The sequence below is a fragment of the Streptomyces sp. NPDC087310 genome, from assembly GCF_044744405.1.
In the GTDB taxonomy this organism is placed as follows: Bacteria; Actinomycetota; Actinomycetes; order Streptomycetales; family Streptomycetaceae; genus Streptomyces.
Genome location: NZ_JBIUYF010000003.1, coordinates 381232 through 395504, shown reverse-complemented (window position 1 = coordinate 395504; position 14273 = coordinate 381232). Strand labels below are relative to the sequence as shown.

At 70.4% G+C, this 14273-nt stretch carries 15 protein-coding genes; 8 read left to right on the top strand and 7 right to left on the bottom strand.

Features of this window, described 5'->3' with window-relative positions; translation table 11 throughout:
• The first annotated feature begins 75 nt into the window (after nt 1-75).
• Complete coding sequence (locus tag ACIO3P_RS12330; protein WP_401849133.1) at nt 76-1518, top strand: YibE/F family protein; 1443 nt, start codon at nt 76-78, stop codon at nt 1516-1518.
• Between the two features lie 58 nt (nt 1519-1576).
• Here ACIO3P_RS12330 and ACIO3P_RS12325 read toward each other — a convergent pair whose 3' ends face one another.
• From ACIO3P_RS12325 to ACIO3P_RS12310, 4 genes are all read right to left on the bottom strand, one after another.
• Entirely contained in the window at nt 1577-2011 is a 435-nt protein-coding gene (locus ACIO3P_RS12325; protein ID WP_329822853.1) for an SsgA family sporulation/cell division regulator, read from the bottom strand.
• A 103-nt stretch (nt 2012-2114) separates the two neighbouring features.
• Nucleotides 2115-2885, bottom strand: coding sequence for an IclR family transcriptional regulator (locus ACIO3P_RS12320; protein ID WP_401849132.1), 771 nt, complete (start codon nt 2883-2885; stop codon nt 2115-2117).
• Between the two features lie 141 nt (nt 2886-3026).
• The gene (locus ACIO3P_RS12315) at nt 3027-3248 is read right to left on the bottom strand and encodes a DUF5326 family protein (protein WP_329822851.1); all 222 of its coding nucleotides are present in this window, start codon (nt 3246-3248) and stop codon (nt 3027-3029) included.
• 131 nt (nt 3249-3379) lie between these two features.
• A complete protein-coding gene (locus ACIO3P_RS12310) occupies nt 3380-3697 on the bottom strand; it encodes a cupin domain-containing protein (protein ID WP_329822850.1) in 318 nt (105 codons plus the stop codon).
• Nucleotides 3698-3711: 14 nt separating this feature from the next.
• Here ACIO3P_RS12310 and ACIO3P_RS12305 point away from each other — a divergent pair, with 14 nt between their 5' ends.
• The 4 genes from ACIO3P_RS12305 to ACIO3P_RS12290 all read left to right on the top strand — a co-directional run bounded on the left by ACIO3P_RS12305 (nt 3712) and on the right by ACIO3P_RS12290 (nt 7010).
• Nucleotides 3712-4092, top strand: a complete 381-nt coding sequence (locus ACIO3P_RS12305) for a phage holin family protein (RefSeq protein WP_399296180.1) — start codon at nt 3712-3714, stop codon at nt 4090-4092.
• Between the two features lie 7 nt (nt 4093-4099).
• A complete protein-coding gene (locus tag ACIO3P_RS12300; protein ID WP_401849131.1) occupies nt 4100-5242 on the top strand; it encodes a cystathionine gamma-lyase in 1143 nt (380 codons plus the stop codon).
• Nucleotides 5243-5538: 296 nt separating this feature from the next.
• A complete protein-coding gene (locus ACIO3P_RS12295; protein ID WP_329822847.1) occupies nt 5539-6432 on the top strand; it encodes a LysR family transcriptional regulator in 894 nt (297 codons plus the stop codon).
• Between the two features lie 98 nt (nt 6433-6530).
• Nucleotides 6531-7010 (top strand): NUDIX domain-containing protein, encoded by a 480-nt coding sequence (locus tag ACIO3P_RS12290; RefSeq protein ID WP_384913418.1) that lies wholly within the window; start codon nt 6531-6533, stop codon nt 7008-7010.
• Between the two features lie 50 nt (nt 7011-7060).
• Here ACIO3P_RS12290 and ACIO3P_RS12285 read toward each other — a convergent pair whose 3' ends face one another.
• The gene (locus ACIO3P_RS12285; protein ID WP_329822845.1) at nt 7061-8998 is read right to left on the bottom strand and encodes a globin domain-containing protein; all 1938 of its coding nucleotides are present in this window, start codon (nt 8996-8998) and stop codon (nt 7061-7063) included.
• A gap of 316 nt (nt 8999-9314) precedes the next feature.
• Nucleotides 9315-9974: an HAD-IB family phosphatase gene (locus ACIO3P_RS12280; protein WP_329822844.1), complete on the bottom strand. Its 660-nt coding sequence runs from the start codon at nt 9972-9974 to the stop codon at nt 9315-9317.
• Nucleotides 9975-10226: 252 nt separating this feature from the next.
• Here ACIO3P_RS12280 and ACIO3P_RS12275 point away from each other — a divergent pair, with 252 nt between their 5' ends.
• From ACIO3P_RS12275 to ACIO3P_RS12265, 3 genes are all read left to right on the top strand, one after another.
• Nucleotides 10227-11084 (top strand): GNAT family N-acetyltransferase, encoded by an 858-nt coding sequence (locus ACIO3P_RS12275; RefSeq protein ID WP_329822843.1) that lies wholly within the window; start codon nt 10227-10229, stop codon nt 11082-11084.
• 31 nt (nt 11085-11115) lie between these two features.
• Nucleotides 11116-11568 carry a GNAT family N-acetyltransferase gene (locus tag ACIO3P_RS12270; RefSeq protein WP_401849129.1) on the top strand — a complete coding sequence of 151 codons (453 nt, stop codon included), beginning with the start codon at nt 11116-11118 and terminating at the stop codon, nt 11566-11568.
• Nucleotides 11569-11681: 113 nt separating this feature from the next.
• Nucleotides 11682-12734 (top strand): restriction endonuclease, encoded by a 1053-nt coding sequence (locus ACIO3P_RS12265; RefSeq protein ID WP_401849127.1) that lies wholly within the window; start codon nt 11682-11684, stop codon nt 12732-12734.
• A gap of 137 nt (nt 12735-12871) precedes the next feature.
• Here ACIO3P_RS12265 and ACIO3P_RS12260 read toward each other — a convergent pair whose 3' ends face one another.
• A complete protein-coding gene (locus ACIO3P_RS12260) occupies nt 12872-14266 on the bottom strand; it encodes a serine hydrolase domain-containing protein (protein ID WP_329822840.1) in 1395 nt (464 codons plus the stop codon).
• Between the last annotated feature and the right edge of the window lie 7 nt (nt 14267-14273).

Below are 14273 nucleotides of genomic sequence, written 5' to 3'. Positions count from 1 at the left end.
CCCACGCTAGCGTCATATCGGGCGCGCTGAACAGAGGGCCCCACGCTTCCTCCACCTTCTTGCGATGATCGGTCGGTGACCCCACCCACGCAGTCTCACGAATCGCACGGCCACTCGCACAGTCATGGCCCCGCCGTGCCGGTCTCCCGGCACCTCCGCAAGGTGATCGCGGCGGTGCTGATTCCGTTCGCGGCCGCCGTGGTGGTCGGGCTCGCCGTGCTCTGGCCGGGCGGTGCGCCCGCGCACGAGCGGACCGGTGTGGGTTTCGACCGGCAGACCTTCGAGGGCCAGGTGGTCCAGCTTGAGCGGGTCGCCTGCAAGGACGTGAACGCCTCGCAGGTCCCGTCGACCGGTGACACCTCGACGCCCCAGGGCCGCGAGGCGGTGCGGGAGGAGACCGGCGAGTGCAAGAAGGCGACGGTCGAGCTGAAGAGCGGCAAGGAGAAGGGTCACACTTTCATCGAGATCGTCCAGCCGGACGCGCCGCGGCAGTTTCACGTGAAACAGGGTGTTGTGGTCGCCTATGCGCCGGACGCTCCCCGGGATCTCCAGTACTCGGTGTCCGATGTGGACCGCCAGTTCCCGTTGACGCTGCTGGCCGGGATCTTCGCGATCGCGGTGATCGTGGTGGGGCGGATGCGAGGGGTCATGGCGCTGGTCGCGCTCGTGGTCTCGTTCGCGATCCTGACGCTGTTCATCCTGCCGGCGATCCTCCAGGGCTCGAATCCGCTGGTGGTGGCGGTGGTGGGGGCGAGCGCGATCATGCTGGTCGCGCTGTATCTGTGCCACGGCCTGACGGCCCGTACCTCGGTGGCGGTGCTCGGCACCCTGATCTCGCTGCTGCTGATCGGCCTGCTGGGGTCGCTCTTCATCGGCTGGGCGAGCCTGACCGGCAACACTGATGACAACACGGGGCTGATCCACGGCCTCTACCCGGAGATCGACATGAGCGGCCTCCTGCTGGCCGGGGTGATCATCGGTTCGCTCGGTGTGCTCGACGATGTGACGGTGACGCAGACTTCGGCGGTGTGGGAGCTGCGCCAGGCCGACCCGACGATGGGGCCGCGGGCGCTGTACCGGGCGGGGATCCGGATCGGCCGGGACCACATCGCGTCGGTGGTCAATACGCTGGTGCTGGCCTACGCGGGTGCCGCGCTGCCGCTGCTGCTGCTCTTCTCGATCGCGCAGTCGAGCGTGGGGGCGGTCGCCAACAGTGAGCTGGTGGCGGAGGAGATCGTACGGACGCTGGTGGGGTCGATCGGTCTGGTCGCGTCGGTGCCGGTGACGACGGCGCTGGCGGCGCTGGTGGTCTCCGCCGACCGGTCCGCCCCGGAGAGCCCCGCGGCCCCGTCCGCGCCGCCCGCCCCGTCCGCGCCGCCCGCCCCGGACGGACCGGACGGACCGGGGGCGGGACCCGGGGCCGGTCCGGAGTGGGAGCTTCAGGAGGCCCCGGGGGTCCTGGTACCGACCCCGCCGGTGCGCGGACCGGGCGGCCGGGGCCGCCGCCGCAAGAAGTAGGCCGGGCGGAGCCCACCCGGGACACCAGAATCACCCGGACGGCCCCCTCCGCGGACCGTCAGCCGGCGTTCTCCTCGGCGAGGATGCGGCCCAGCTCCTCCTCAAGACTGCCTTCGAAGTCACTGAGCGTGCGCTCCTGGCCCAGCGGGACCAACCGGTCCGTACGGTCCAGGAAGGCGACCAGCGGCGCGGCACTGACGCGGAAGAGCGCGTGGTCGTCGCCGACCTGGAGCCGCATATGGACGTCCGAGAGGTCCTCGGGCGTCGTCGGCGAGATGTGCACATCACCGTCCCCGCTGGGCGTGTTGATGCCGTCGAGGAGCAGTTCGCGACCGAAAGTCCAGGTCACAGGCGCATCGCCGGGCAGATGGAATGTCATCCGCACCGCGTAGGGATCAGCCACCTTGTAGTGGAGTTCCACCGGGATACGGAACGACAGCTCCTCGGAGACGAGGAAGCTCATCAGGACCTCGGCCTGGACCGACTCGCGCATCGTTGTACTCCGGAGTAGATGGAACAGTGGCTGGTAATGATCCCCGTTGACCCTCTTGACGCAATCGTCCTGTAAGCGCTAGCGGATCACAAGGAGTAATTTTTCAGATACTGATAGAGAGGATTTGCGAGGTCAGCAGCGATCCGATCTCTCTGCGTAACCGTTCGACCGTCGGAAGCAGTCGTTCCTGTTGACAGACCGGTATAGAAATGGCCACGGCAGCGGCCGTGGAACCGACCGTGACGGGTACGGCGGCACAGACCGTGCCGATCCGGTACTCCTGCCGGGAGACGACCGGTTCCATCCGCCCCAGCGAGGCGAGGCGCTCCAGCAGGGTGCTCCGGTCCGTCACCGAGTACGGCGTGAGCGGGCGGACGGGATAGCGGTCCAGGTGGTCGCGGCGGGACGCCTCGTCGAGCTGGCTCAGCAGACACTGGCCGATCGCGTGGGCATGGGCCGTCGCGCGGAAGTCGGCCCGTGCGACGACCGCGGGGCACGCGGGACTGTCGGCCACGGAGACGAGGTCCATCTCGCCCTCGTGGTAGACCGCGAAGTACACGGGGACACCCATCGCGTCACGCAGCCGGGCGAGGACCTTGACGAGAGTGGCGCGGCGGCTGCGGACGGCTCCGGCGTGCACCAGCCGCTGCGCGGCGTCCCCGAGGACGAAGACGCCCCTCTCGCGGCGGAGATAGCCCTCGTAGGTGAGGGTGCGCAGCAGGTGATAGGCCGTGGGGAGAGCGAGCCCCGTCTCGCGGGCGAGCTGCTTCGCGGTGGCCCCGTCGGGATGGGACCCCACCGACTCCAGCAACCGCAGCGCCCGCCGCACCGAGCCGATCAGCGTGGGAGCCGCGGCGGATGTAGCTGTGACCAAAGATCACCCCCAGGCGTGCGGACGGGCCGGAGCCCGCCGGGTGCGGCAGAGGTGAGTCACTTTAGGGGCAGGTCACAGCCAGGGTTGGTTTCCCGTTCACCTTTCCCCCTGGCGGGCTAACAGACCTATGGACTGACAGCCCTACCAGTCACCACGCGAGGACGACGAGGACGCCGTGAACTTCCGCACGACGTAGATCAGTCCGCCGACGAGGGCGACGAATATCAGCACCTTGAACAGCACGCCGATCACGAACGCGAGCAGGCTCATGATCAGCCCGCCGAAGACCACGACGGCGATCACGGGCACCGCGATCCACTTCACCCACCACGGCATTCCCGTGAAAATCTCCCGAACCGCCATCGTCCTTACCTCGCTTCACCGAGTTCCTGATGTGACCGTCGTACGCCTTCGATGCTAGAGGCGCGGCAGCCTCCCTGGCGGCCCCGCAGCCCCCGCTCTCCCCTGATCCGACCCTGAGAAGCGCCTGAGGGTCACCCCTCGGGCGGCGCGAACACGACCATCACCCGCAGATCCTCCGTGATGTGGTGGAACTTGTGCGCGGCCCCGGCCGGTACGTAGACCACACTGCCGCGGCCGACCTGCGTCGTCTCCGTCCCGACCGTGATCGACGCCCGGCCGCTCACGACGAAGTACACCTCGTCCTGCCGGTGCGGCTGCTGCGGGTCGCTCGCGCCCGCGTCCAGCGCGTACAGACCCACAGACATGGTGCGTTCCCGTACAAACTGCAGATACGCGCCGTCGTTGGCGGCACGCTCCGCCTCCAGCTCATCCAGTCGGAATGCCTTCATGCCACGATCAGACCATGAAGAATTTCCTAGTCAAGACGATCGCCAACGCGGCGGCCCTGGCGGTGGCGATCTGGCTGCTCCAGAACATCACCTTGACCGGTGAGAACACCGGCAAGAAGGCGCTGACGCTGGTCCTGGTGGCGCTGCTCTTCGGGCTGGTCAACTTCCTCGTCAAGCCGGTGCTGAAGCTGCTGACCCTGCCGTTGTTCATCCTCACCCTGGGGCTGTTCACCCTGGTGGTGAACGCCCTGATGCTGCTGCTGACCTCCTGGCTCGCGGACAAGCTGAGCCTGAGTTTCCAGGTCGAGGGGTTCTGGACGGCCGTGCTCGGCGGCCTGGTCATCTCCGTCGTGTCGTGGGCGCTGAACGTCGCGCTCCCCGACGACAACGACTGAGCCGGCCATGAACGACCCCGTGCACCACTCCCTGGACATCGGTGACGGCACACGAGCCGTGCGAGCCGGGCTTCCCGAGCCGGTGAAGCACGAACCGACCCTCCCCGGGCCGGTCTTCGCCGCCCACTTCCACCTGCCGGGCGACCCGACCGGACCGTACACCTACGGCCGCGACGAGAACCCGACCTGGACCCGTCTCGAACAGGCCATCAGCGAGCTGGAAGCGCCCGGCAGACCCGTCGAGACCGTCGCCTTCGCCTCCGGGATGGCCGCGATCTCCGCGGTGGCCTTCTCCCAGCTCCGGGCCGGCGACGCGGTCGTCCTGCCCGACGACGGCTACCAGGCCCTTCCGCTGCTGCGCGAACGCCTGGAGGCGTACGGCGTGGAGGTGCGCACCGCGCCGACCGGCGGCGACGCCCAGCTCCGCATCCTGGCCGGGGCCCGCCTCCTGTGGATCGAGTCGCCGTCCAACCCCGGACTCGACGTCTGCGACATTCGCCGGCTCGTGCGCGAGGCGCACGCCGGCGGCACCCTCGTCGCCGTCGACAACACCCTCGCCACCCCCCTCGGCCAGCGCCCGCTGGAACTCGGCGCGGACTTCTCCGTGGCCAGCGACACCAAGGGCATGACCGGCCACGGCGACCTCCTCCTCGGCCATGTGACCAGCGGCGACCCGGAACTCGCCGCGGGCGTCCGGCGCTGGCGCAAGGTCGTCGGGGCGATCCCCGGGCCCATGGAGGCATGGCTCGCACACCGCTCGCTGGCCACCCTCCACCTCCGTGTCGAGCGCCAGTGCGCCAACGCGCTGGTCCTCGCCCGCGCACTGGCGGAACGCGACGACGTGAGCGCGGTGCGCCATCCCGGGCTGCCCGAGGACCCCTCGCACGCCGTGGCCGCCCGCCAGATGCGCCGCTTCGGCTCCGTGGTCTCCTTCGTCCTGCCCGACCGCGACAAGGCGGAACGTTTCCTCGGAGAGCTGCGGTTCGTGGAGGAGGCGACCAGCTTCGGCGGCGTACGATCCACCGCCGAGCGGCGCGGACGCTGGGGCGGCGACGCCGTACCGGAAGGCTTCATCCGCTTCTCCGTCGGCGCCGAGGACCCCGACGACCTGCTCACCGACGTCCTGCACGCCCTCGACACGGTGCGCTGACACCCACCGGCCGCCGCCCGCCAACGGCCCGGCCACCGACCCCGCCACCGACGGACTCCGTATACGAAAGAGACGGTCCGAGCCTCCCCCCTCATGGCTCGGACCGTCCCAGGTTCCACGCCGCTCCACGCGCGGAGAACCATTCCACCAAGGCTAGTTGACTCTGCGTCAGTGTCCAATCACAGTAGCGACAGCGGCCTATCGACTTATTTATAGTTGGCACAGCGGGGGCGCCGCGGGGGGCGAGGCCCTGTCGGGACAGGGCGCGGGCGCGGTTCAAGACGGGAGAGCGGGACATGGACCTGGCTCTGCTGCGCACCTTCGTCACCGTGCACCGCGCCGGTTCCTTCACCCGCGCCGCCGCCCTCCTCGGCCTCTCCCAACCCGCCGTGACCGGCCAGATCAGGACCCTGGAACGGCAGCTCGGACGCCCCCTCTTCCTCCGCCAGGCCCGCGGCGTCACCCCCACCACCATCGGCGACGAACTCGCGCACCGCGCCGCACCCCACCTCGACGCACTGGTCGAGATCGCCGAGACCGGACTCGACGAGGAATCCGGCGTACGGACCCTCCATCTCGCCGGACCCCCCGAATTCACCTCCCTGCGCGCCCTGCCCGCACTCACCCCGCTCACCGCCCAGGGCCTCGCACTGCGCACCTCGTTCTTCGGAAACTCCGAGGAAACCCTGGAAGGGCTGGCCGCCGGACATCATGATCTGGCCATCACCACCGCCCGGCCACGCGGCGGACTCCTCACCGCGACTCCGCTCTGCGACGAAGAACACGTCCTGATCGCGGCCCCCCGCTGGGCGGCCCGCCTCGGCCACGAGGTGCTGCGCGAGGGCGTCGTACTCCTCGAACAGCTCCCGGTGGTCGAGGTCCACGAATCGCTGCCCTTCGTCTCCCGCTACTGGGCCACCGTGTTCGAGACCCGGCCCGCGGCGGCCGGCACCGTGATCGCCCCCGACCTGCGGGCCGTCCTGGAGTGCACGGCGGCGGGCGCCGGACTCGCCGTCCTGCCCCGCTACCTCTGCGAGGCGGCCCTGGAGCGCGGCGAGGTCGTCGCCCTCCTCGACCCGCCCGTACCCCCGCTGCGCACCTACTTCCTGGCCGTACGCACCGGCACACTCGCCCTGCCGCCGGTCGCGCGGGCTCACGAGTGGCTGCTGCGGGCCGCCGTGCAGTGGTGACCGGCACAGACGGACCGGCGGACGGCCGGGACGACGGGCCCGCGATCCGATGGGCCGCCGGGAGTTTCAGAAGGGGTGGGACGGGCGAACCTCTTCCCATGACCGAACGGCCCGTGGTCAAGCGCACCGCACGCGCCATCCTGCTGGACGGCGACGACCTGATCCTGATCAAACGGACCAAGCCAGGGGTGGACCCGTACTGGCTCACCCCCGGTGGCGGCGTCGAGAGAACGGACGCCACCGTCGTCGACGCCCTCCACCGCGAAGTGGACGAGGAACTCGGCGCGAAGATCATCGATGTGGTGCCGTGCTTCGTCGACACCGTGGAGCACATCGCCGACGGCGGCGTCACCGGCGTGAAGGTCCAGCACTTCTTCGTCTGCCGGCTGGACTCGATGGACACCTCACTGCGCCACGGCCCCGAGATCGACGAACCGTCCGGGGAGTACGAGATCGTCCGGGTGCCGTTCAGCCGCGTCGGCATCGCCGCCGTCCATCTCGTACCCCTGTCCCTGCGCCACTACCTGGACGGCAACATCGAGGGCGTACGCGCGATGCACGCCCCCGACCTGGGCTGACCTGCGGATCACCGGCCGGGCGGCGCCCGGCCGGTGATCCCCGGGCGCCGCTACATGGCCGCGACCAGCTCGTCCAGGGAGTCGTGGCGGATCCGCTCCGAGGGGATCCCGGAGCCCCGCAGCGCGTCCAGACTGCTGCGGATCATCCCGGGCGGCCCCGACAGATACGCGTCGAACTCATGCCACGGACCGTGGTCGCGCACCGCCTCGGGAAGCCGCCCCGTCAGCCCCGCCGTGGGGCCCTCCGCGACCACCGGACGCACCGACAGCCACGGGTGGGCGCTCTCCAGCTCCAGCATCGTCTCCATGTCGTACAGGTCATGATCGCTGCGCGCGCCGTAGAACACCTCCACCGGACGCCGGTGCCCGCGCTCGGCGACATCCTCGATGAGCGCCTTGATCGGCGCGATACCGGTGCCCCCGCCCAGACAGAGCAGACCGTTGTCCTTGCTGTGGTCGACGGTCATCGAACCGGCCGGAGGCCCCAGCCGCAGGATGTCACCGGGACGGGCGTGGTGGACCAGCGCGTTGGACACCCAGCCGGCCGGGACCGCCTTCACGTGGAACGACAGCAGACCGTCCGGGCGGGGCGCCGACGCGAAGGAGTAGTGCCGCCAGACCCGCGGCCACCACGGCGTCTCCAGACTCGTGTACTGCCCGGCGAGGAACGGGTACGGCTGGTCGGGCCGGACCGTGACCACGGCGATGTCGGAGGTCCGCGACTCGTGCGAGACCACCTCGGCCTGCCACCACGCCGGAGCGTGCTGCTCGTTCTCGGCCGCCGCGTCGATCATGATCTGGGAGATGGTCGTGTACGTCCGCACCCAGGCGCCCTCGGTGTCCTCGTCCCAACTGGCCGAGGCGTAACGCGCCAGCGCCCCCATGAGGGCCTCACCGACCGCCGGGTAGTGCGCGGACTGGGTGCCGTACTTGCGGTGCCCACGGCCGAGCTGCCGCAGATAGTCCGTGAGAACGGCGGGCGAGTCCATGTGCTCGGCGGCCGTCAGCAGCGCCTTGAGCAGCCGGTCGCGCTGCGCGTCCATCGCCACGGGGAACAGCCCCCGCAGATCCGGATGGCGCACGAAGAGCAGCGAGTAGAAGTACGAGGTGACCTGATCGGACACCGGGGCGATCTCGGCCAGCGTACGGCGGACGAGGATCGCGTCCGGCGAGGCGTTCGGGTCGGGCGCCGCGGGAGGGGGCGGCACGACGGACGGCTGCCCCGCAGGGGCCGCCTGGGCGGCAGGGGCGGCCGGGGCCGCAGGGGCCGCCTGGGCGGCGACCGGTGCCTCGGGCGGCAGCGCGGCCGACACCGGCGCCTGCGGCGGCAGAGAGGCACCCTCCGCACCCTCCGCGGGCTGCCCGTCACCGGACCACTCCGTGACCTGCTCCGCCGGGGCGGGCGGCCCGTCGGCGCTCTCCGCGCCCGGGGGCCGCTCGTACTCCGGCTGAACGGGATGGTGCCGTACGGCGTCCACCGAGTCCGGCGGTACGGGACCGGGGCGCGCGGCGGCCGACCGTACGGCTGCCTCCGCGGCTGCGGCGGAAACGGGCCCGCCGACCCCGCCTCCCGTCGTCCCGGGGCCCTCGGAGACCTGCGGATGTGCTGCGGGGCCCTCGTCCGCGCGCGCCGCCTTGGCACGCGGCCGGAACGCGTCGGGAACCCCGTCGTCCTCGGGCGGCTGCACGGGAGCCGGCTGTTCCACGGCCGGTTCCCGGTCCGGGGCCGTGGCTCCCTCACGCGGTGGCGGCGCGGTACGGGTCCCGCCGGAACCCACCGGGCGTATCGAGGCGAAGGTGCGGCCCTGGGGGGGTATTCGGTCCCGGCCCGCCGCCTCCCCGGCACCGCCCGGAGCCGCCGGGTCCGGCCGGCCCTGGCCGCTCGGCGCCCGGCGAGGGGCGAACCAGCCGCCGCCCGCGCGCTCCCCGGAGCCGCCGCTGTCCCCGGAAGTGCCGTTGTCAGCGGACGTGGTGGTCGGAGCGTCCATGATGTGCCTCGCCTCGAACATCTTTCGGTCGGTCTGCGCACTTCCGCTGGTCCGGAATACGCAAGCAATTCCCCGTTCTGACTCGGACTGTCAACAGCCCGCCCCGAACCCCGCCACAGCCCCTGCGGTACCCGAGGCACAGGAATGCGACATAGCGCGCACCACCCGTCGTCGCAGCATGGCAGGCCATGTCACCACAGCGGACAAAGAGCGCGAAGTTCGGGCATCCACGCTGGATTTACCGTTAGGGTGCATCGCTCCCGCGCTCAATCGCCGGCTCCCCGCCGCGTTTCCACGGCACCTCCGGGTCAGAGTATTACTGCTGGAGGCGCACCAGTTCATAGACCTCACGCAGATCGCCTCCCGAGTACGTGTGCGTGGCGAGCCCCGCCAGGTGATGATCAGCGTTCACGGCCACGGCACAGGGCACCACCGTGAAGATCTCCGCATCGGACATCGAATCACCATAGGCAACACAGCGGTCCAGCCCCACCCCGAACTCCGCACACAGCCGGTTCGCGATCTTCACCTTCGCGGCCGGATCGAGGATGCCCGACCGGTCCACCGGCTCGACAAAAGGCAGAGCCGGCCACCGTGAACCATGAGTGGCGTGCGCACCCCACTCCAACAGCCGCGAAACAAAGAAATCAGGCGAGAGGGAGATAACAGCGCAGTAATCCCCCCTCTTCCGGATGTCCGCCCAGACCTCACGGATTCCCGAAAGCCACGGAGCACCCTCGAAAGCCGCCGCCACCTGCTCCACCGTCAGCTCGGCCCACAACTCCCGCGCCCGTACCGCGAACTCGTCCGGCGCCAGCCCCCGCGAGAGGAAACCACGCTCCAGCTCCGCGATCTCACGGCCCAGCCCCAACTGCCGGGAGATCTCCACCGCGGCGGCCGAACCACGGATCAGCGTGCCGTCGAGGTCGAAGAGATGAAGCCTGCGTCCGCTCACCGTGCTCCCCACACTCACCATGTACGCCGAATACTCACCATGTACGCCGAGATTAGTCCCCGCGGTTGCTCACGCGGGCAGACGCCCACCGGCCGCCCGGCAGGCACCGTGTTTCACGTGAAACAACGCAAGCGGCCCACGCACGGATCCTCCTCGTCCTCCACATCGCCGTCTCCGCGAGCCGGCTTCCCGCCTTCGCCGACACCTCCGCTCCCTCACTACTTCCCGTAAAACGGTGGACGAACGATCACCGGCTCCGCCAGCCTGATCCCCATGCCGACACCGCTCTCCGCACTGCCCATCCGACGCCTGACCATGAGAGACCTCACGGCCTGCGCGGACCTCGCCGAAGACCGCGACTGGGCACGCGAAGAGCACCGATGGGGCCTGCTCCTGTCGGCGAGCACCGGACACGGCATCGACGACCCGGACGGCAAGGGCCTGGCCGCCGTCTGCGTCGTCACCTCCTACGGCAGAGAACTCGCCGCCGTCGGCATGCTCCTCGTCGCCGGCCGGCACGCCCGCCAGGGCCTCGGGCAGCGCCTGATGCGGCACGTCCTGCACGAGGCCGGGTCCACCCCGCTCGTCCTTCACGCCACTCCCCAGGGCAAACCGCTCTACGAACGGCTCGGCTTCACCGCCATCGGCTCCACGGAGACCGTCCTCGGCCGCCTGCGGACCCCCGGCCCCACCGCGTCCCCCGTGGCCACCCGGACCGCGACCGCCGCCGACCTGCCCGCCATCGTCCGCCTCGACCACGAAGTCTTCGGAGCGGACCGCACTCACCTCCTCGCCCGGCTCCCCGCCTTCGCCGACCGCCTCCGCGTCGCCGAGGAAGCCTCCACGATCACCGGCTACGCGGCAGCCTGGCCCACCGCGGCATCCGATGTCATCGGCCCCGTCGTCGCCCGGGACACCGACACCGCCAAGGCCCTGATCACCGCCGTCGCCCCCGGCCCGGACCGGCCGGTGCGCACCTCCGTCGACGTACGCCACGAGGAACTGCTGAGCTGGCTCAAGGAGCACGGTCCGGAACGGACCGCCCTCACCACACTCATGACCTACGGCGTCCCCGACCTGCCGGGCGACCGAGCCCGGCGGTTCGCCCCCCTGAACCTGGCCACAGGCTGACCCGTCGCCCCCGCGGCGTACCCTGCCGACCATGAACGACCTGGAGATACGGCCCGCGGTCCCCGACGACATCCCTGCCATCGTGGCCCTGCTGGCGGACGACGCGCTCGGCGCACAGCGCGAGTCCCCCGACGACCTCACCCCCTACACCGCGGCCTTCGAACGCCTGGCCGCCGACCCGAACCAGCACCTCGTCGTGGCCGTACGCGATGACCGCGTGGTCGGAACACTCCAGCTCACCATCGTCCCCGGGCTCTCCCGCCGCGGCGCCACCCGCTCCCTCGTCGAAGCCGTACGGGTCCACTCCGACGAACGCGGCAGCGGCCTCGGCACCCAGCTCATCGAATGGGCGATCGACGCATCACGCCGCGAAGGCTGCCAACTGGTCCAACTGACCTCCGACGCCACCCGCACCGAGGCCCACCGCTTCTACGAGCGGCTCGGCTTCACCGCCTCCCACGTCGGATTCAAACTGAGTATCTGAAAACCGCATCCTTATCCGATCCGGCTCGTTGCCCCCGGCAAGGGGGCGGGACATATGTCCATCGGGATCCCGCCCCTCCGACGGGCCTCACGGCCCAGGAGGAGACGGATCAGATGCTCGACGAGATAGTTCTGCTGGAGTCCAGCTCCCTGCGCGCACGTGTCGCCGAACGCGACGAAGTCCTCGACAAGGTCAAAGAACTGGCCCTGTCACCCGACGGCCTCCACGCCACGACCAAGGATGTCGCCGCCTACTTCGAGGTCGGCGAGACCGTCATCTGGGCTGTCATCCACGACCACCGGAGCGAACTCCAGTCCAACGGATACCGCGTTCTCAGCGGCGAGGAACTGACGTGCTTCAAGCAAGTCTGTGGAATCAAGTCCCGCAGCCGCTCCGTCGGGATCTTCTCCCGACGCGCCGTCCTCTACACCGCGATGCTGCTCCGTGACAGCATCGTCGCACGTCAGGTGCGTACGTACCTGCTCGACAGCGAGCGGAATCAGTCCGTCGAGCCTGTGGACAACTTTATCCACAGGCTCCAGGAATGGATCGACACCCGCATCACCGACGCCCTCACCCAGCACCCCGCCGCACCCGCCGACGCGGACGCCGCGCGCCTCGCCGAGGACATCGTCCGCACCACCATCGGCACGGCCGTCGTCCCGGTCCTCAACACCGCCATCCGGAACGACGGCGACCAGCGCGCCCGGATCGAGACCCTCGAAGACGAGGTGACCCGCCTCAAGCGCATCCTGCGCGAGCGCGAGGCCGCCGGCTCGATGGGCGCACTCGACGCCATGAACGCACGCCAGTTCGAGCAACACATCGCCTGGCTCTGCCGCCGCGACGGATGCGATCCGGTCACGGTGACCGGCGGCCACGGCGACACCGGAGCCGACATCGTCGCCTACACCCCCGACGGGCGCCGCGTCGTCGTCCAGTGCAAGGCACGCACCCCTGCGGCGACCGTCACCAGCGGCGACGTACAGCAGTTCATCGGCATGGCCAAGCTCGACTACAAGGCCGACATCGCCCTGCTCGTCGCCACCTGCCCCTTCACCCGGGACGCCCTGCTGCTCGCCGCCCGGCACGACATGACGGCGGTCCACCGCGGGCTGCTGGAGGCATGGAACGGAGGCGTGAAACTCCAGGCGTTCCGCCCCTGATCCACCCCGACAGCCCATCCCCCCAGCAACCGATCCACCCCAACAGCCGGGCCCGAAGCCGCAATTCACGCTTGCGGCTTCGGGCCCGGTCGCACTCTACCGTCCGTCGGCCACGCTGCCCGGTTTCACGTGAAACATCACCACCGGTCCTGTACCCCGAGCCCGCGCCAGCCCGCCTCGTCCACCCCGCCGGGAACCGCGTCCCCCGGCTCGTACGGCGCCCGGGTGAAGACGAACGAGCCGAGGTCGAGATGGCTCACGGATCCGTCCGGCCGTCGCACCACTCGCAAGGTCTCCCCGGCGTAGTAGCCGTCGAGCCCCGTCCAGCCGCCGTCGGCCGCCGCGACAAAGACCGAGCCCCGCCCACCGCCGCGCAACGGGCGCAGCTCCAGCCCGCCGTCCGCCGTCAGCTTCAGCCCGACGGGCTGTGTTCCCCAGTACCACGGTCCGGTGAGCGCCAGCAGCTCCTGGTCCACCTCGGTCAGTGGCTTCCAGGGCGCCGGGATCCGCGGTTCCGCGTCCGCCACGATCCCCACCAGCTCCGCCGCGAGCGATCCGCTCGCCAACCCCGACGTGGCATTGGCCAGCGCCACCGCGGCCACCCCGTCCTCCACGCTCACCCACAGGCCGGCGACAAAGCCGGGAAGCGACCCCGTATGCCCCACGAGCGTCCGGCCGCCCTGGCGAATCACCTGTGTTCCGAAACCGTAGAGGCCGTCCCACTCCCCTGCCTCCGGCGCCACCGCCGGTTTCCTCAATTCCGCCACGGACGCCGCGCTCAGGACGTTCTCATCACCTTCCGCGAGGAAACCCGCGAACCGGCAGAGGTCGGCGGCGGTCGACCAGAGCTGCCCCGCCGGCGCCATCAGCCCCAGGTCCACGGCCGGCTCCGGCAGCATCACATCCGCCCACGGGTGCACGGCCCAGCCATCGGCCGCGGGCGCGACCGGGCGCGCCGTCGTGCGGTCCATGGACAGCGGCTCAAGGACCTCGCGCCGCAGCACTTCCTCCCAGGACGCGCCACGTACCGCCTCGATCAGCGAACCCAGCAGCGTGAAACCCGGGTTGGAGTAGTGGTGCCGCCTTCCGGTGGGGTGCAGCACCGGCCGCTCTCCCAGTACGTCCACCAGCTCCGGGCGCAGCGCACCCGGTGTCCGCTCCCACCACGGCGCCGGGCTCTCCGCGGCGAGCCCCGCGCTGTGGGCGAGAAGCTGCGCGACGGTGACCTCACCGACGCCCGTCCCCGGAAGGTGCTTCTCCAGCGGGTCCGCGAGATCGAGCAGCCCCTCGTCGCGCAGCCGCAACACCAGCACGGCGGTGAACGTCTTCGTGATCGACCCGATCCGGTACTGCGTATCCGCGTCCGGGGCGTGCCCGTCCACGCAGCTCCGGGCCCCCGACCACACCATCCGACCCTCACGTGCCACCGCCGCGACCACCGAGGGAACCCGTGCCTCCGCCTGCGCGACAGCAATACGATGCAACAGAGCCCGTCGTGTACCGGGCAGCAACTCTTCCCAAGGTGTGGTCATGAACCAC